16 protein-coding genes are annotated in these 15,509 nt (G+C 71.0%); 13 read left to right on the top strand and 3 right to left on the bottom strand.

Features of this window, described 5'->3' with window-relative positions; translation table 11 throughout:
* The first annotated feature begins 87 nt into the window (after positions 1–87).
* From argH to ABEB03_RS14545, 4 genes are all read left to right on the top strand, one after another.
* On the top strand, positions 88–1,527 hold the full coding sequence (gene argH / locus ABEB03_RS14560; protein WP_345647549.1) for an argininosuccinate lyase: 1,440 nt from the start codon (positions 88–90) through the stop codon (positions 1,525–1,527).
* A 370-nt stretch (positions 1,528–1,897) separates the two neighbouring features.
* Positions 1,898–2,869: an aldo/keto reductase gene (locus tag ABEB03_RS14555; protein ID WP_345647546.1), complete on the top strand. Its 972-nt coding sequence runs from the start codon at positions 1,898–1,900 to the stop codon at positions 2,867–2,869.
* Between the two features lie 85 nt (positions 2,870–2,954).
* Complete coding sequence (locus tag ABEB03_RS14550) at positions 2,955–3,506, top strand: TetR/AcrR family transcriptional regulator (protein WP_345647543.1); 552 nt, start codon at positions 2,955–2,957, stop codon at positions 3,504–3,506.
* Positions 3,503–5,020 (top strand): MFS transporter, encoded by a 1,518-nt coding sequence (locus ABEB03_RS14545; RefSeq protein WP_345647540.1) that lies wholly within the window; start codon positions 3,503–3,505, stop codon positions 5,018–5,020. The genes ABEB03_RS14550 and ABEB03_RS14545 overlap by 4 nt, the downstream gene beginning before the upstream one ends.
* An 80-nt stretch (positions 5,021–5,100) precedes the next feature.
* Here the strand turns inward: ABEB03_RS14545 and ABEB03_RS14540 are convergent, their stop codons facing one another.
* The gene (locus ABEB03_RS14540) at positions 5,101–5,790 is read right to left on the bottom strand and encodes a lysophospholipid acyltransferase family protein (protein WP_345647537.1); all 690 of its coding nucleotides are present in this window, start codon (positions 5,788–5,790) and stop codon (positions 5,101–5,103) included.
* Positions 5,791–6,180: 390 nt separating this feature from the next.
* Here ABEB03_RS14540 and ABEB03_RS14535 point away from each other — a divergent pair, with 390 nt between their 5' ends.
* The 3 genes from ABEB03_RS14535 to ABEB03_RS14525 all read left to right on the top strand — a co-directional run bounded on the left by ABEB03_RS14535 (position 6,181) and on the right by ABEB03_RS14525 (position 8,475).
* Entirely contained in the window at positions 6,181–7,344 is a 1,164-nt protein-coding gene (locus tag ABEB03_RS14535; RefSeq protein ID WP_345647534.1) for a glycerophosphodiester phosphodiesterase, read from the top strand.
* A 74-nt stretch (positions 7,345–7,418) separates the two neighbouring features.
* Entirely contained in the window at positions 7,419–7,913 is a 495-nt protein-coding gene (locus tag ABEB03_RS14530) for a sigma-70 family RNA polymerase sigma factor (protein ID WP_345647531.1), read from the top strand.
* A gap of 58 nt (positions 7,914–7,971) precedes the next feature.
* Complete coding sequence (locus ABEB03_RS14525; RefSeq protein WP_345647528.1) at positions 7,972–8,475, top strand: GNAT family N-acetyltransferase; 504 nt, start codon at positions 7,972–7,974, stop codon at positions 8,473–8,475.
* A gap of 191 nt (positions 8,476–8,666) precedes the next feature.
* On the opposite strand, the gene ABEB03_RS14520 is transcribed toward ABEB03_RS14525, so the two are convergent.
* Both ABEB03_RS14520 and ABEB03_RS14515 read right to left on the bottom strand, forming a co-directional pair.
* A complete protein-coding gene (locus ABEB03_RS14520; protein WP_425589234.1) occupies positions 8,667–9,137 on the bottom strand; it encodes a hypothetical protein in 471 nt (156 codons plus the stop codon).
* Between the two features lies 1 nt (position 9,138).
* A complete protein-coding gene (locus ABEB03_RS14515) occupies positions 9,139–9,498 on the bottom strand; it encodes a hypothetical protein (protein ID WP_345647525.1) in 360 nt (119 codons plus the stop codon).
* Positions 9,499–9,567: 69 nt separating this feature from the next.
* Here ABEB03_RS14515 and ABEB03_RS14510 point away from each other — a divergent pair, with 69 nt between their 5' ends.
* The 6 genes from ABEB03_RS14510 to cbiE all read left to right on the top strand — a co-directional run bounded on the left by ABEB03_RS14510 (position 9,568) and on the right by cbiE (position 15,496).
* Positions 9,568–10,209 carry an HAD family hydrolase gene (locus ABEB03_RS14510; RefSeq protein ID WP_345647522.1) on the top strand — a complete coding sequence of 214 codons (642 nt, stop codon included), beginning with the start codon at positions 9,568–9,570 and terminating at the stop codon, positions 10,207–10,209.
* A gap of 315 nt (positions 10,210–10,524) precedes the next feature.
* Positions 10,525–11,616 (top strand): methionine ABC transporter ATP-binding protein, encoded by a 1,092-nt coding sequence (locus tag ABEB03_RS14505; protein ID WP_345647519.1) that lies wholly within the window; start codon positions 10,525–10,527, stop codon positions 11,614–11,616.
* Positions 11,613–12,359: a methionine ABC transporter permease gene (locus ABEB03_RS14500; protein ID WP_345647517.1), complete on the top strand. Its 747-nt coding sequence runs from the start codon at positions 11,613–11,615 to the stop codon at positions 12,357–12,359. Before ABEB03_RS14505 ends, ABEB03_RS14500 begins: the two co-directional genes overlap by 4 nt.
* 121 nt (positions 12,360–12,480) lie before the next feature.
* Positions 12,481–13,311, top strand: a complete 831-nt coding sequence (locus ABEB03_RS14495; protein WP_345647514.1) for a MetQ/NlpA family ABC transporter substrate-binding protein — start codon at positions 12,481–12,483, stop codon at positions 13,309–13,311.
* A 201-nt stretch (positions 13,312–13,512) separates the two neighbouring features.
* On the top strand, positions 13,513–14,148 hold the full coding sequence (locus ABEB03_RS14490; RefSeq protein WP_345647511.1) for a GNAT family N-acetyltransferase: 636 nt from the start codon (positions 13,513–13,515) through the stop codon (positions 14,146–14,148).
* 136 nt (positions 14,149–14,284) lie between these two features.
* A complete protein-coding gene (cbiE, locus tag ABEB03_RS14485) occupies positions 14,285–15,496 on the top strand; it encodes a precorrin-6y C5,15-methyltransferase (decarboxylating) subunit CbiE (protein ID WP_345647508.1) in 1,212 nt (403 codons plus the stop codon).
* The last annotated feature ends 13 nt before the right edge of the window (positions 15,497–15,509 follow it).

Genomic DNA, 15,509 nt, shown 5'->3' with positions numbered 1-15,509 from the left:
ACCTCACACGCACTAGCCTGACAACCGCCTCCTCACTCCTGGGTGGGGAGGCGGCGGCACATCCAGACCTTCCTAGGAGCAACGCAAGTGAGCAGCAACAGCGGTGACGTACGGCTCTGGGGCGGCCGTTTCGCCGACGGTCCCGCCGAGGCCCTGGCCAAGCTGTCCGCGTCGGTCCACTTCGACTGGCGTCTCGCGCCGTACGACATCGCCGGTTCGCGTGCCCACGCGCGCGTGCTGAACCAGGCGGGCCTGCTCACCGAGGACGAGCTCACGCGCATGATCGCGGGGCTCGACCGGCTCGAGGCCGACGTCGCCGACGGCTCGTTCGTCGGCACCATCGCCGACGAGGACGTGCACACCGCCCTGGAGCGCGGCCTGCTGGAGCGCCTCGGCCCCGACCTCGGCGGCAAGCTGCGCGCCGGCCGCTCCCGCAACGACCAGGTCGCGACCCTCTTCCGCATGTATCTGCGCGACCACGCCCGGATCATCGGCGGACTCGTCGCCGAGCTCCAGGACGCGCTGGTCGGCCTGGCCGAGGCCCACCCGGACGTGGCCATGCCCGGCCGCACCCATCTCCAGCACGCCCAGCCGGTCCTCTTCGCGCACCACGTCCTCGCCCACGTCCAGTCCCTCTCCCGGGACGCGGAGCGGCTGCGCCAGTGGGACGAGCGGACGGCCGTGTCGCCCTACGGCTCGGGCGCCCTGGCCGGCTCCTCCCTCGGCCTGGACCCGGAGGCCGTGGCGAAGGATCTCGGCTTCGAGCACGGCAGCGCCGCCAACTCCATCGACGGCACGGCCTCCCGCGACTTCGTGGCGGAGTTCGCGTTCATCACCGCGATGATCGGCGTGAACCTCTCCAGGATCGCCGAGGAGGTCATCATCTGGAACACGAAGGAGTTCTCCTTCGTCACCCTCCACGACGCGTTCTCCACCGGCTCGTCGATCATGCCGCAGAAGAAGAACCCGGACATCGCCGAGCTGGCACGCGGCAAGTCGGGCCGTCTGATCGGCAATCTGACCGGCCTGATGGCGACCCTCAAGGCCCTCCCGCTCGCGTACAACCGCGACCTCCAGGAGGACAAGGAGCCGGTCTTCGACTCCTGCGACCAGCTGGAGGTCCTGCTCCCCGCCTTCACCGGCATGATGGCCACGCTCACCGTCCACCGCGAGCGCATGGAGGAGCTGGCCCCGGCGGGCTTCTCCCTCGCCACCGACATCGCCGAGTGGCTGGTCAAGCAGGGCGTGCCCTTCCGGGTCGCGCACGAGGTCGCCGGCGAGTGCGTGAAGGTCGCCGAGGCCGAGGGCAAGGAGCTGGACGGCCTGACCGACGAGCAGTTCGCGAAGATCTCCGCCCACCTCACCCCCGAGGTGCGCTCCGTCCTGAACGTGCCGGGCGCCCTCGCCTCCCGCAACGGCCGCGGCGGTACGGCACCCGAGGCGGTCGCCGTCCAGCTCGCCGAGGTCAAGGCGGACGTGGCGGCCCAGCACGCGTGGGCGACGGCGAAGGACGCGAAGCAGGGCTGAGAACGGTCGGCACGCGCGCGTGGGGTTCACGGGGCCCCGCGCGCGCGTGCCGTTCGCCTTACCTCGTACGGGGGTTCGCGGACACTGCGGCGCATGCCGTTCGCCGGAACCCATACGGGTGTTCGCGGGCCGCACAGGATGTTCCCTCTGGTGCCCGCCTTCGGTGACCCCGTGCGCGTGCGCCGATCCCGGCCCGCGTGCCTGCCCACCGCGGCCCGCACGCGCGTGTGCCCACCGCGGAGCCGGCGACCACTGCGCGCCGTCGCGGGTGGTCGCACGGCATTGGCGGGCCCGACCCACGCGTGAAGCACCGTCATCGCGGTTACGTTGGTCATGAGCCGAACCGGAGCCGACCGAAACGGAGCCAGCGATGTCCTTCGCCCGTCTCGCCACTGCGACGACTCCCACCTGCCACATCGGTCTGGGGCTCGCCGCCGTGGGCCGCCCCGGCTACATCAACCTCGGCCGCGAGGCCGACCTGCCCTCCGTGCGCAGCGTCGACGTCCTGCGCGCCCGCACCCACGAGCTCCTCGACGCCGCCTACGCGCAGGGCGTGCGCTATTTCGACGTCGCCCGCTCCTACGGCCGTTCGGAGGAGTTCCTCGCCGCGTGGCTGAACGAGCGGCCGGACATCGACGACGTGGTGGTCGGCAGCAAATGGGGTTACACCTACACGGCGGGCTGGACCATCGAGGCCGAGCACCATGAGGTGAAGGACCACAGCGCGGCGACGTACGAGCGCCAGCGCGCGGAGACCGCCGAGCTGCTCGGCGACCGGCTCGACCTCTACCAGATCCATTCGGTCACCCCGGACAGTCCTGCCCTCACCGACAAGGAACTGCACGCCGGCCTGGCCGAGGCCGCCGCGGCGGGCGTCACCGTCGGCTTCTCCACCAGCGGGCCCGCCCAGGCGGACGCCATCCGCGCCGCGCTCGCCGTGACGGTCGACGGCGAACCCCTCTTCCGTACCGTCCAGTCCACGTACAACATGCTGGAGACCTCCGCCGCTCCCGCGCTCGCCGAGGCCCACGACGCGGGGCTGACGGTGATCGTCAAGGAGGGACTGGGGAACGGCCGGCTGGCCGACCCGAACGCGCCGGAGGAGCTGAAGGCCGTCGCGGCCGAGGCCTCACTGGGCACGGACGCCGTCGCCCTCGCCTGGGTCCTGCGGCAGCCCTGGGCCGGGGTCGTCCTCTCCGGCGCGGTCACCGCGAACCAGCTCGCGTCGAACCTGCACGCCGCGGTCGTCGACCTCGACGACGACCAGCTCGCCCGCCTCGACGGACTCGTCGAGGGCCCGCAGGCGTACTGGGAGCGGCGCGGCCGGCTGCCCTGGCACTGAGCGGCAGCGTCCCACCCGCACACATCGGTGAGACGCTCGCATATTCAATGAGACATTCGTGTCTCATGTGCGTTACTATTGTCTCATGGCCGTCGACCGTGAACACGTGCTGCGCAGCGCAGCCGCCCTGCTCACCCGCAAATCCACCGCCACCATGGACGAGGTCGCCAAGGCGGCCGGGATCAGCCGGGCCACCCTGCACCGCCAGTTCGCGGGCCGGGACGCGCTCGTGCGCGCGCTGGAGTCGCTCGGCATCGCCGAGTGCGAGGCGGCCCTGGACGCCGCGCGCCTCGACGAGGGCACCGCTCGGGAGGCCGTGAGCCGCCTGGTGAAGGAGCTCGAGACGGCGGCCGGCCTGCTCGCCTTCCTCTACACCGAGAACCAGCTCTTCGAGGGCGACGGGCAGAACGAGGGCTGGGCCCGGCTCGACGCCCGCATCGCCGCGCTGTTCCGGCGCGGCCAGGACAGCGGCGAGTTCCGCATCGACCTCACCCCGGCCTGGCTCACCGAGGCGCTCTACGGACTCATGGCCTCGGCCGCCTGGGCCGTGGCCGAGGGCCGGGTCGCCGCCAAGGACTTCCACCACATGATCGCCGAGCTGCTGCTCGGCGGCGCACTACGGAGAGAGGAACCATGACCAGCACCCTGCAGCCGGCGTTCGCGGCGGAGGCGGAGAAGCGTCCGGGCCGCTGGCTCGCGCTCTGCGTCCTCGTCCTGGCCGTGCTGCTGGTGGCCGTCGACGCGACCGTCCTCGGCCTGGCCACCCCGTACATCAGCGAGGACCTGAGGCCCTCGGGCACCCAGCTCCTGTGGATCGGCGACGTCTACTCCTTCGTCATCGCCGGACTGCTCGTCTCCATGGGCAGCCTCGGCGACCGCATCGGCCGCAAGAGGCTGCTGCTCGTCGGCGCCACGGTGTTCGGCCTGATATCGGTGCTCAACGCCTACGCCACGACACCGGAGATGATGATTCTGGCGCGGGCGCTCCTCGGTGTCGCGGGCGCGACGCTGATGCCCGCCACGCTGGCCCTGATCCGCAACCTCTTCCACGACCCGCGCGAGCGCAGCCTCGCCGTCGGCATCTGGGGCGCGACGGCCTCCGCCGGTACCGCGGTCGGCCCGGTCGTCGGTGGATTCCTGCTCGAACACTTCTGGTGGGGCTCCGTCTTCCTCATCAACCTGCCGGTGATGGTCGTCCTCGTCCTCGTCGGCATCAAGCTGCTGCCCGAGTCGAGGAACCCGGACCACGGGCCCTGGGACCTGTCCAGCGTCGTCCTCTCGCTCGTCGGCGTGATCGGCGTCGTCTACGCCGTGAAGGAGGCCGCCGCGCACGGGCTCTCGCCGGAATCGGCCGGCGCGGGCCTGCTGGGCGCCGCCGCCCTCTACTGGTTCGTGCGCCGCCAGCTCACGCTGCCCGCACCGCTGCTGGACGTCAGGCTGTTCCGCAACCGCGGCTTCTCGGGAGCCGTGCTCGCCGATCTGCTGACCGTCCTCGGCATGTCCGGGCTCGTCTTCTTCCTCTCCCAGTACCTGCAACTCGTGCAGGGCAGGGGGCCGTTCGAGGCCGGGCTCGCCGAGATCCCGGCCGCCGTGGGCGCGGTCGCGGCCGGTCTGGTCGCGGGCAGCGTCGCCCGGCGCTTCTCGGTGCGCGCGGTCGTCTCCGGCGGTCTCGCCGCGGTGGGCCTGGCGCTGGGCTCGCTGACCTTGCTGAGCCAGTCGACCGGCTATCCGCTGCTGGGCGCCGCCCTGCTGGTGGTCGGTGTCGGTGCGGGCTTCTCCTTCACCGTCACCGCCGACGTCATCCTCTCCAGCGTCCCGAAGGAGGAGGCGGGTGCCGCCTCGGCGGTCTCCGAGACGGCCTACGAGCTCGGCGCCGCACTGGGCATCGCCCTGCTCGGCTCCATCGTGACGAGCGTCTACGCCGGCTTCACGGGCCCCGCGGGCACACCGGCCGCGGCTCACGAATCGCTCGGCGGCGCCGTCGAGTCGGCCGCGGAGCTGCCGACCGACACCGCGGCGGCACTGATGGACTCGGCCCGTACCGCGTTCGTCGACGGCCTCGCGATCGCGGCGGGTGCCGGAGCGCTGGTGCTGCTCGCCACGGCGGTTGCCGCGTGGTTCCTGCTGCGCGGGCAGAAGCTGGAGGCGTGACCGTACGAAACGGGTGAGCCCCGGCCGGCAGTCGCCGGCCGGGGCTCACCCGTGAGAAGCGCGGTGCCTCGTGCGAGGCGTCAGGCGGCCTTCGCCTTCGTGGCGTACATGTCCACGTACTCCTGGCCGGACAGTCGCATGACCTCGGCCATCACGGAGTCGGTCACCGCCCGCAGGACGTAGCGGTCGCGGTCCATGCCCTCGTACCGGGAGAACTCCATGGCCTCGCCGAAGCGGACCGTGACCCGTCCCGGGCGCGGAATGCCGGCGCCGCCCGGCTGGATCTTGTCGGTGCCGATGATGGCGAAGGGGACGACGGGAGCGCCGGTCATCAGGGTCAGGCGGGCGATGCCCGTGCGTCCCCGGTAGAGCCGGCCGTCGGGGGAGCGGGTGCCCTCCGGGTAGATGCTGAAGACCTTGCCCTCCTCCAGCACCCGGCGGCCGGTCATCAGCGCCGCGACACCGCCGCGGCCGCCGTCGCGGTCGACCGGGATCATGCCGACGCCGGTGAAGAACCAGGCCATGACCTTGCCCTTGACGCCCTTGCCGGTGACGTACTCGTCCTTGCCGATGAAGAAGACCTGACGGTCGCAGAACAGCGGCATGATCATCGAGTCGATGAACGTGAGGTGGTTGCCGGCCAGGATCACCGGGCCGTCGCCCGGGATGTTCTCCACGCCTTCCACCCGTGGGCGGAACATCAGGCGCATGATCGGTCCGAGCACTGCCTTGATGAGCGCGAAGCGGGACAACGGGCCCTCCGGTGTCAAGGGATCGGTATGAGGTCTGTGCAGGTGAGGACGATACTCGCGGCCCCCCGGTGATTGCACATCGGGTTCACCGAGTGGATACGCATTGTTGACGCCTGTTTACCTGCGGTGCCGCCTCGGCGGGCGGCTGTCACGCGGTCGACACGATGTGACGGACATCGCGCGTCGCGGCGGCGAACGAGTGAACGTGTCGCGGTCGGCCGTCGTCCGCCCCTGTCTTCCCGCCTACCCACCGCTGCCGCCGCGAAGCCGACGGACCGTCATCTTCCGCATCCCGTACGACATCCAGGGTCACCCACGTGTTCGACCGCAGGCCTCCCTCCGGTCACACCGCGGCACCTACGATCGTCCCGCTTTCGACAGGCGGGGCCTACAGCGGGAGGAGCGCTCATGGTGGCGCAGGATTCGGACGGACAGGGACGGGGCACGGCGCGGCGCGCGCTGCTCGGTGCGGCGGTGCTCGGGGCGGGCGGAGCCGTCCTCGGCGCGACGGGCGCGGCGAGAGCGGACGGCCGGCAGGGCTCGGGCGGCTACCGGAGCCTGCCCAAACCGACCGTCATCGGACATCGCGGGGCAAGTGGTTACCGGCCGGAGCACACCTTCGGCTCGTACCAGCTGGCCCTCGACATGGGCGCCGACGTCGTCGAGGCGGGCGACCTGGTGCCCACCAAGGACGGCCACCTGGTGTGTCGGCACGAACCGGAGATCGGCGGGACCACGGACGTCGCGGCGCACCCCGAGTTCGCCGACCGAAAGACCACGAAGACGCTCGACGGCGTCGCCACCACCGGCTGGTTCACCGAGGACTTCACCCTCGCAGAGCTGAAGACGCTGCGGGCCGTCGAACGCATCCCCGCCAACCGTCCGCACAACACGCTCTACGACGGCCGCTGGGAGATACCGACCTTCGAGGAGGTGCTCCGCTGGCAGGACGAGCAGACCCGCAAGCGCGGCAAGCAGGTCTGGATCTACCCCGAGACCAAGCACCCCACCTACTTCCGCAAGCTCGGTCTCGGGCTGGAGGAGCGGGTCGCCAAGCTGCTGCGCAAGTACGGCAAGGACGGGAAGAACGCGCCGGTCATCCTCCAGTCCTTCGAGCCGAGCAGCATGCAGCGGCTCAACAAGCTGGTCGACAACCCGCTCGTCGTGCTGCTGTCCGGCGCGAGCAGTCGCCCTTGGGACTTCGTCGAGGCGGGCGACCCGCGCACGGTCGCCGACCTGATCAAGCCCGAGGGCCTGAAGTGGATCGCCTCGTACGCGCAGGGCATCGGCCCCACGCTCGACCTGGTCATCCCCAAGGACGCGAGCGGCAACCTCACCACGCCGACCACGCTCGTCGCCGACGCGCACAAGGCGGGCCTGATCCTGCACCCCTACACCATGCGCAACGAGAACCCCTTCCTCCCCGCGAACTTCCGCAAGGGCACCGACCCGACCGCCTACGGCGACGCGTTCGGGGCCTTCAAGACGTACTTCGCGACGGGCATCGACGGCGTCTTCTCCGACAACGCGGACACCGCGCTGCTGGCCCGCGCCGACTTCGTCAACGGATGACCCGGCCACCCCGGATGGGGTGACAGACGGCCGCCCCGGCAACCTGACGCCGGGGCGGCCGCGTCGTGCCGCACATGACCCACGAGATGGTTTCCTCTCTGCGCCCGCTGCTCGCCGCCGAGGCCTCGGCCGAGGCGTACGCCTCCGGCGCCGAGCAGGGAGACCTCGAACAGGCCGTCTGGCTCCGCCTGCTGGAACGCCTCGACGCGGGCGGTCCGCCCGCGGACCCGCAGGGCTGGCTGCGTCGCGCCGTGCGCTCCGAGGCCCGCCGCAGCCGTCGCACCGCCCGTGTCGAGCAGCCCTTCGCCGCCGAGCCCGCGGACCTCGGCGGGCCCGGGCCCGAGCAGCAGGCGATGACGTCCGAACGGCGGCGCGCGCTGCACGACGCCGTGCGCCGGCTGCCGGGCCGCTGCCCGAGTCTCATGGCGGCGCTGCTCTCGCCGAAAGACCTCACATACCGGGAGATCGCGGGGGAGTTGGGTATCTCACAGGGCAGTCTGGGCCCGGAACGTTCCAGATGCCTGGGATGTCTGCGGCGATTGCTGACGGTGGAGGTTGCGGCTCACTGACGGCGGGGATAGGAGTGAGGGACTACCGGCGGAACAGGTGAGCGGGAGGCATGCACACATGGGCATGAGCGTGACCATCTCGGCGGCGACCGAAGAGGACGCCGAACAGATCCTCAAGCTGCAGTACCTCTGCTACCAGAGCGAGGCCGAGCTCTACGGCGACTACGGAATCGAGCCGCTCACCCAGCCGCTCGACTCCCTCAGGGCGGAACTCACCGGCGGCACCGTCCTCGTGGCGCGGCTCGGGGCGGAGGTGGTGGCCTCGGTCCGCGGCGTGGTGGACGACGACGGCACGGCCCGCATCAACAAGCTCATCGTCCACCCGCGCATGCAGCGGCACGGGCTCGGCGGACGGCTGCTCGCCGCGATCGAGGCACAGCTCGGCGCGGACGGCACGGCCAAGTCCTTCCAGCTCTTCACCGGGCACCGCAGCGACCGCAATCTGCGCCTGTACCGCAAGCACGGTTACGCGCCCGTCTCCACCGAGCGCGTCGACGAGCGGCTCACGCTGGTGACGCTGGCGAAGGGCGCCGACGCGAGCGCGTACGCGACCAGCGCCTGACCGGCTCCGGGCCCCGGTCGCCGACCGGGGCCACCGCGGCCCACCCGCGAACGGCCGGGTGTCACCGCGACTCGGGCCTGCGAGGGGCCGGCTCTCCGGCGCGCCCGACTCCCGCCGCCGGGCGGCCGGTCGGGCTCGGCGGCCAGCCGGGTTCAGCGGTCGGGCCTGCTCGGCGTCAGGCCTGCTCGGTGTCAGACCGGCCGGGCCGTCGTGCGGGCCTTGCGCAGCCAGTACATCGCCGACAGCGGCAGCAGCACCGGAATGAACAGATAGCCCATCCCGTAGTCCGACCACACCGTGGCGTCGGGGAAGGCGGAGGGCTCCACCAGTGTCCAGGTCCCCACGATCAGCACGCCCGCGAGCTCGGCGGCACAGCACACCAGCGCCGCCCGGCGGGCCGTCTCGCCGCCGCGCACCAGCGAGTACGTGATGAAGCCGTAGACGACACCCGCCACCGCGGACAGCGAGTAGGCCAGCGGTGCCTTGTCGAACTCCGTGGAGATCTGCACGGCGGACCGCGAGACGGCGCCGACGACCATCACGCCGTACAGCCACAGCAGCAGCATCCCGGGGCCGCTGATGAGCCGTGTCCGCTTCTTCGGCGTCCCGTCCGGCACGCCCGTGCCGCCGGGCACGGTCCCGTTCTCGTCCGTGGCCGTCATCTCAGCCTCCCCAGATGTCATAGAGCCGCACCTCGAGGACGGCGAGGACCACACCGCCGGCCGCCACCGTGACCGAACCCCAGCGGGTGCGCTCCGCGAGCGACATGAAGCCCGCGGCCGGAATGCACGCGAAGGCGCCGAGCAGGTACGCCACGAAGATCGTCGTGCCCTGCTCCGGCTTCTCACCGCGGGCCAGCTGGACGATGCCGATCACCAGCTGGACCACGGCCAGCAGCGACACCACGGCCATGCCGATGAAGTGCCAGTCCTTGGTGGGCTGATCACGGTAGGCGGCCCAGCCGCACCAGGCGGCGAGCGCGAGCGCGGCGACGGCGGTGGCGACCGTCAGGGCATCAAGCATGCCGTGACCCTATTACGGGCCAAAAGGCCCGATGCGCTCGCCCCCGGGGTGCCCCGTAGGGTCGACGGCATGAAGATCCATGCAGATGCCCTCCTGTTCGACAACGACGGAACGCTCGTCTCATCCCTCGAGTCGGTGAACCGCTGCTGGACGCGATGGGCGACGGAGTACGGCATCACGGCTGACGACTTCGCCCGGATCGAGCTGCACGGCCGCCCCGCCGTCGAGATAGCCGCCGACCTGCTGCCCGCCGACATCGTGCCCGAGGCCCTCGCGCGCATCGAACAGCTGGAGGTCGAGGACGTGCCCGGTGGGGTCGTGGCGCTGCCCGGCACCCTCGCGCTGCTCGACGCGCTGCCCGCCGAGCGCTGGGCCGTGGTCACCTCGGCCACCCGCAGGCTGGCCGAGGCCCGGCTCGAAGAGGTCGGCATCCGCCCCAAGACGATGATCGCCGCGGACGACATCACCCGCGGCAAGCCCGACCCCGAGCCCTACCTCCTCGCGGCCCGTGAGCTGGGCGTCGACCCGGCGCGCTGCGTCGTCCTCGAGGACGCCCCGGCCGGTCTCCAGGCGGGCCGCGCGGCCGGAATGACGACAGTGGCATTGACCACAACGCACCGTGTCCACGAGCTGGACGCCGACCTGGTGGTCGAGGACCTCTCCGCCTTGTCCGTACTGGTCACCGACCACGGCGTGGAGATCTCCGCCTGACGGAACAGCGTGTCCACCGCTGTCCGCTATTCGGACAGCGGTGGCAGGCCCCACCTGTGGGTCTGCTTTACTTGCACCCATGACCACGACGAGCAGCCGCATCCTTGCGACCGAGGCGACCATGACGCCCGGTGCTCGTTGTATGTGTCGAATGTGCGCCTTCTAGAGGGCCCCCGCACCACCGCCTGGTCTCGCGCCCCGAAGCGAGACCGCCGCGCCGTGTCCGTACCGCGTACGTGACGCCGGCTGCCCCGCGCACACGTTCTCCTTCCGGTTCCTTCGCCATCGCGAGAACCGTGCCGCGTTCCCGACCGCATGCACCCGTGCCCGGCGCACACCCACGCCCTGCACTCGACAGTGACGGAAACCCCAGTGATCACGACAACGGGCCTCACCAAGGTCTACCGTTCGCGCGGCCGAGAGGTCGTCGCCCTCGACGGCGTCGATCTGCACGTCCGCGAAGGCGAGGTGTACGGCGTCATCGGCCAGTCCGGCGCCGGCAAGTCCTCGCTCATCCGCTGCGTCAACCTCCTGGAGCGCCCCACCTCCGGCACGGTCACCGTCGCCGGACAGGACCTCACCGCACTCGCCGGCCGCGGCCCCCGCGCCGGCAAGGAACTGCGCCAGGCGCGCAGCGGCATCGGCATGGTCTTCCAGCACTTCAACCTGCTGTCCTCGCGCACCGTCCAGGACAACATCGAGCTGCCGCTCGAGATCCTCGGCGTCTCCGGCAGGGAACGCAGCCGCAAGGCCCTCGAACTCCTCGACCTGGTCGGCCTCTCCGACAAGGCCAAGGCCTACCCGGCGCAGCTCTCCGGCGGCCAGAAGCAGCGCGTCGGCATCGCCCGTGCCCTCGCCGGCGACCCCAAGGTGCTCCTGTCCGACGAGGCGACCAGCGCCCTCGACCCGGAGACCACCCGCTCCATCCTCCAGCTGCTGCGCGACCTGAACCGCCAGCTGGGCCTGACCGTCCTGCTCATCACCCACGAGATGGACGTCGTCAAGAGCATCTGCGACTCCGCCGCGCTCATGGAGAAGGGCAGGATCGTCGAGTCCGGGACCGTCAGCGAACTGCTCGCCACGCCCGGCTCCGAGCTCGCCTCCGCGCTCTTCCCGGTCAGCGGCGACGCCTCCGGCGACGACCGCACCGTCATCGACGTCACCTTCCACGGCGAGGCGGCCACCCAGCCCGTCGTCTCCCAGCTCGCCCGCACGTACAACATCGACATCTCGATCCTCGGCGCCGCGATGGACACCGTCGGCGGCAAGCAGGTCGGCCGCATGCGCATCGAACTGCCCGGCCGCTACGAGGACAACGTCGTACCGATCGGCTTCCTCCGCGAGCAGGGCCTGCAGATCGACGTCCTGGGCCAGGAGCCCGTACTGGTCGAGGAAGGTGCCAAGTGACCTGGTCCGAGATGCAGCCGCTGCTGTCCCAGGCGTGTTGGGACACGCTCTACATGGTCGGCTGGTCCACGCTGATCGCCGTCCTCGCCGGCCTTCCGCTGGGTGTCCTGCTGGTTCTCACGGACCGCGGCGGCCTGGTGCAGAACACCGTGGTGAACAAGGTCATCGGGCAGGTCGTGAACATCGTCCGCTCGATGCCCTTCATCATCCTGATGGTCGCTCTGATGTCCTTCACCCGCTGGATCGTCGGTACGACCATCGGCCGCGAGGCCGCCATCGTGCCGCTCGCCGTCGGCGCCATCCCGTTCTTCGCGCGGCTCGTCGAGACGTCCGTGCGTGAGGTCGACGGCGGTCTGGTCGAAGCCGTGCAGTCGATGGGCGGCAACACCTGGACCGTCGTCCGCAAGGTGCTCGTGCCCGAGTCCCTGCCGTCGCTGATCTCGGCCACCACGACCACGGTCGTCGCCATCATCGGCTACTCCGCGATGGCCGGCACCGTCGGCGCGGGCGGCCTCGGCGACCTCGCGATCCGGTACGGCTACCAGCGCTTCGAGTCCGATCTGATGTGGCTCATCGTGGCCGTCCTCGCCGTCGTCATCGCCGTCATCCAGTTCGCGGGCGACTCCGGTGCCCGCGTCCTGCACCGCCGCGCGGGCAAGGGCGGAGAGCCGCTCCGCTTCCGTGTCCTCGCCGGATTCCTGCCCGGCGGTCCGGTCGGCGCCACGCCCACCAAGACCCGCTGACGCGCGACTTCCCGCCCCACCGGGCGGCCCGGCCGGCGCGCAGGCCGGCCAGGAGCCGCCGAAACCCCGACTCCCCGTCCCACCCGGCGGGTTGCACCACCCATGGAGAAAGGCACTTTTCGTGCGTAACACCACCAAGATCACCGCAGCTGTCCTCGCCACCGGCGCCCTCACCCTGGGCCTGACCGCCTGCGGCTCCGACAAGGCCGACACCAAGGCCAAGGCGTCCGACCCCCTCGTCGTCGCGGCCACCCCCGTGCCGCACGCCGAGATCCTCGAGTACGTCAAGGACCACCTGGCGAAGAAGGCCGGCCTCAAGCTGGAGGTCAAGGAGTTCACCGACTACGTCACGCCGAACACGGCGACCGAGGACGGGTCCGTGGACGCCAACTACTTCCAGACCCAGCCGTACCTGGAAGACTTCAACAAGAAGAACGGCACGCACCTCGCCTCGGTCGCGACGGTCCACCTGGAGCCCCTCGGCCTCTACTCCGAGAAGGTCAAGAAGGCCGACGACCTGAAGAAGGGCGGCACCGTCGCCCTCCCGAACGACGCCGACAACGAGGCCCGAGCCCTCCGCTTCCTCGCGGCCAGCGGCCTCATCACGCTCAAGAGCGGCTCCGAGGGCACCGCGACCCCGCAGGACATCGCGAAGAACCCGAAGGACCTCCAGTTCAAGGAGATCGAGGCGGCCCAGACCCCGCGCTCCCTGAAGGACGTCGACGCCGCGGTGATCAACGGCAACTACGCCATCGGCGCCGGTCTCTCGCCCGCCAAGGACGCCCTCGCCCTGGAGTCCACGAAGAACAACGCGTACAACAACGTCCTCGCCGTGAAGCAGGGCAACGAGAAGGACCCGCGCGTCGAGAAGCTCGCCAAGCTCCTCACCTCGCCCGAGGTCAAGAAGTTCATCGAGGACAAGTACGCCGGTTCCGTCCTGCCGTCGTTCTAGTCGTCCCGCACGTCCGCCGGGCCACGGGGACGGCCCCTGAGTCGTCCCCGTCGTCAGGCGCCTGTGTCGCCGCACGGGGTCCACTCCCTGCCCGGGGTGGACCCCGTGGTGCGGTTCAGTGCTTTCATGCTGCATGCTGGGCAGTTCAGCAGGCCCGACGGTTTTGAAGGCCCGAAGTTCCCGACGGTTACGGAGCGGCGCATGACGAGCACCTTCCCCAGCATCTCCATCAGCACGGAGCGGTTGGTGCTGCGTCCCCTCGACGAGGACGACGTCCCCGCGCTGGCCGAGATGATGAACGACGAGCAGGTCGCGGCCTGGACCGACGTGCCGCAGCCCTTCAGCGAGGACGGGGCCCGCAACTGGGTCACCGAGTACGCACCCGCCGAACGCGCCGCGGGTCGCGGCCTCGACCTCGCCGTCACCGAGTTCCTCACGCAGCGCCTCGTCGGCATCGTCCAGCTCGGCAAGACGAACTGGCACATCCGCTCCACCGAGCTGTCGTACATCATCGCCCCCTGGGCCCGCGGCGAGGGTTACGCCTCCGAGGCGGCGCTCGCCACCGCCCAATGGCTGTTCGGCGACCAGAAGTTCGAGCGCATCGAGATCCGCACCGCGGCCGACAACGCCGCGTCCCAGCAGGTCGCCCAGAAGATCGGCTGCATCAGCGAGGGCGTCCTGCGCAACGCCTGCATAGCGCACGTGCGGACGGACGACGGCTGGGCCGACGTCCGCACCGACTTCATCGTCTGGAGCCTGCTGCCGGAGGACCTCGAAGGCGTGGCCGATCAGCTCGCCGACGCCGGCGGTTTCACGTCGTTCTCCGACTGGAACTGACACCGGCCCCGGACCGCGGGACCGCTCCCACCGGCCCGGACCCTCGCGGCGACCGCCCAGGCGCACCAGGTACCCTCACGGAGCCCGCCCTCGGGCTGCCCGACTACCTGCGAAGACCCTCTGGAGACTGACGACGATGGCCGACCGGGTCACGGTGATCGGCTGGGACGGCTCGCCGCTGACCGCCGCGGCGCGCTCCGCCCTCGGCGCCGCGACGCTGGTGGCCGGCGCGGCCCACCATCTGGCGCTGCCCGAAGTCCCCGAGGCCGCCGAGCGCATCCGCCTCGGCAGTGTCGCGCTGGCCGCCCGCCGGATCGCGAACCACCGGGGCACCGCCGTGGTCCTCGCCGACGGCGACCCGGGCTTCTTCGGGGTCGTACGGACCCTGCGGGCCCCCGAGTTCGGCCTGGAGGTCGAAGTGGTGCCCGCCGTCTCCTCGGTGGCCGCCGCATTCGCGCGGGCCGGCATGCCGTGGGACGACGCTCAGGTGGTCGTCGCACACCCCCGCACCCTGCGGCGCGCGGTGAATGTATGTCGAGCCCACACCAAGGTCGCCGTACTCACCTCGCCGGGCGCCGGGCCCGCCGAACTCGGCCTGCTTCTCGAAGGGGTGCACCGCACCTTCGTCATCTGCGAGGAACTGGGCACCGCCCGCGAACAGGTCACGATCCTGACCTCGGACAAGGCAGCCGACCACACCTGGCGTGACCCCAACGTCGTCATCGTCATCGGCGGCTTCGTGGCCGCGGCCGAGGACGGCGGCTGGATCGCCGGACGCGACCCCGCCCAGGGACTGCGCGGCTGGGGACTTCCCGCCGCGACGTACGGCGGCGCGCTCGGCGAAGGCGAAACGGATCTGCTCCGTGCCGCCCAACTCGCCCGTCTGGGACCGCGCGTCGGCGACCTCGTCTGGGACATCGGTTCCGGCAGCGGAGCCTTCGCCACCGAGGCCGCGCGCACCGGTGCCGCTGTCATCGCGGTCGACCGCAGTCCGGGCGCCTGCGCGCGCACCGAGGGTTCCGCCCGCCGCTTCGGCGTCCAGATGCAGATCGTGCACGGAACCGCCCCGCACGTCCTGGAGAACCTTTCCGAACCCGACGTAGTACGCGTCGGTGGCGGGGGAGCGGCGGTCGTCTCGGCCGTCGCCGACCGGCGCCCCCAGCGCATCGTGACGCACGCCGCGACCCGTGACGACGCCGAACTCGTCGGCCGGAACCTGACCGAACACGGTTACGAGGTCGAGTGCGCGCTCATCCAGTCCGTCGAACTCGACACGAGGGCCTGGACGGAGAAGGAACGGAGCGTCGCGTTCCTGCTCAGCGGCCGTCTGCCGGATCGCGCCCCGTGATCCTGTTGTCGTA

This window comes from Streptomyces siamensis (assembly GCF_039543605.1).
GTDB classification, from domain to species: domain Bacteria; phylum Actinomycetota; class Actinomycetes; order Streptomycetales; family Streptomycetaceae; genus Streptomyces; species Streptomyces siamensis.
The sequence above is the reverse complement of the archived record's forward strand: the minus strand, read 5'-3'. Positions and strand labels throughout refer to the sequence as shown.

What these genes read in the sequence shown, in the direction of transcription:
- ABEB03_RS14535 (WP_345647534.1), top strand. Translation starts at nt 6,181, where the DNA reads ATGGTGGCGCAGGATTCGGACGGACAGGGACGGGGCACGGCGCGGCGC.
- ABEB03_RS14530 (WP_345647531.1), top strand. Translation starts at nt 7,419, where the DNA reads ATGACCCACGAGATGGTTTCCTCTCTGCGCCCGCTGCTCGCCGCCGAG.
- ABEB03_RS14555 (WP_345647546.1), top strand. Translation starts at nt 1,898, where the DNA reads ATGTCCTTCGCCCGTCTCGCCACTGCGACGACTCCCACCTGCCACATC.
- ABEB03_RS14550 (WP_345647543.1), top strand. Translation starts at nt 2,955, where the DNA reads ATGGCCGTCGACCGTGAACACGTGCTGCGCAGCGCAGCCGCCCTGCTC.
- ABEB03_RS14545 (WP_345647540.1), top strand. Translation starts at nt 3,503, where the DNA reads ATGACCAGCACCCTGCAGCCGGCGTTCGCGGCGGAGGCGGAGAAGCGT.
- ABEB03_RS14515 (WP_345647525.1), bottom strand. Translation starts at nt 9,498, where the DNA reads ATGCTTGATGCCCTGACGGTCGCCACCGCCGTCGCCGCGCTCGCGCTC.
- ABEB03_RS14520 (WP_425589234.1), bottom strand. Translation starts at nt 9,137, where the DNA reads ATGACGGCCACGGACGAGAACGGGACCGTGCCCGGCGGCACGGGCGTG.
- ABEB03_RS14510 (WP_345647522.1), top strand. Translation starts at nt 9,568, where the DNA reads ATGAAGATCCATGCAGATGCCCTCCTGTTCGACAACGACGGAACGCTC.
- ABEB03_RS14490 (WP_345647511.1), top strand. Translation starts at nt 13,513, where the DNA reads ATGACGAGCACCTTCCCCAGCATCTCCATCAGCACGGAGCGGTTGGTG.
- cbiE (WP_345647508.1), top strand. Translation starts at nt 14,285, where the DNA reads ATGGCCGACCGGGTCACGGTGATCGGCTGGGACGGCTCGCCGCTGACC.
- ABEB03_RS14525 (WP_345647528.1), top strand. Translation starts at nt 7,972, where the DNA reads ATGGGCATGAGCGTGACCATCTCGGCGGCGACCGAAGAGGACGCCGAA.
- ABEB03_RS14505 (WP_345647519.1), top strand. Translation starts at nt 10,525, where the DNA reads ATGCACCCGTGCCCGGCGCACACCCACGCCCTGCACTCGACAGTGACG.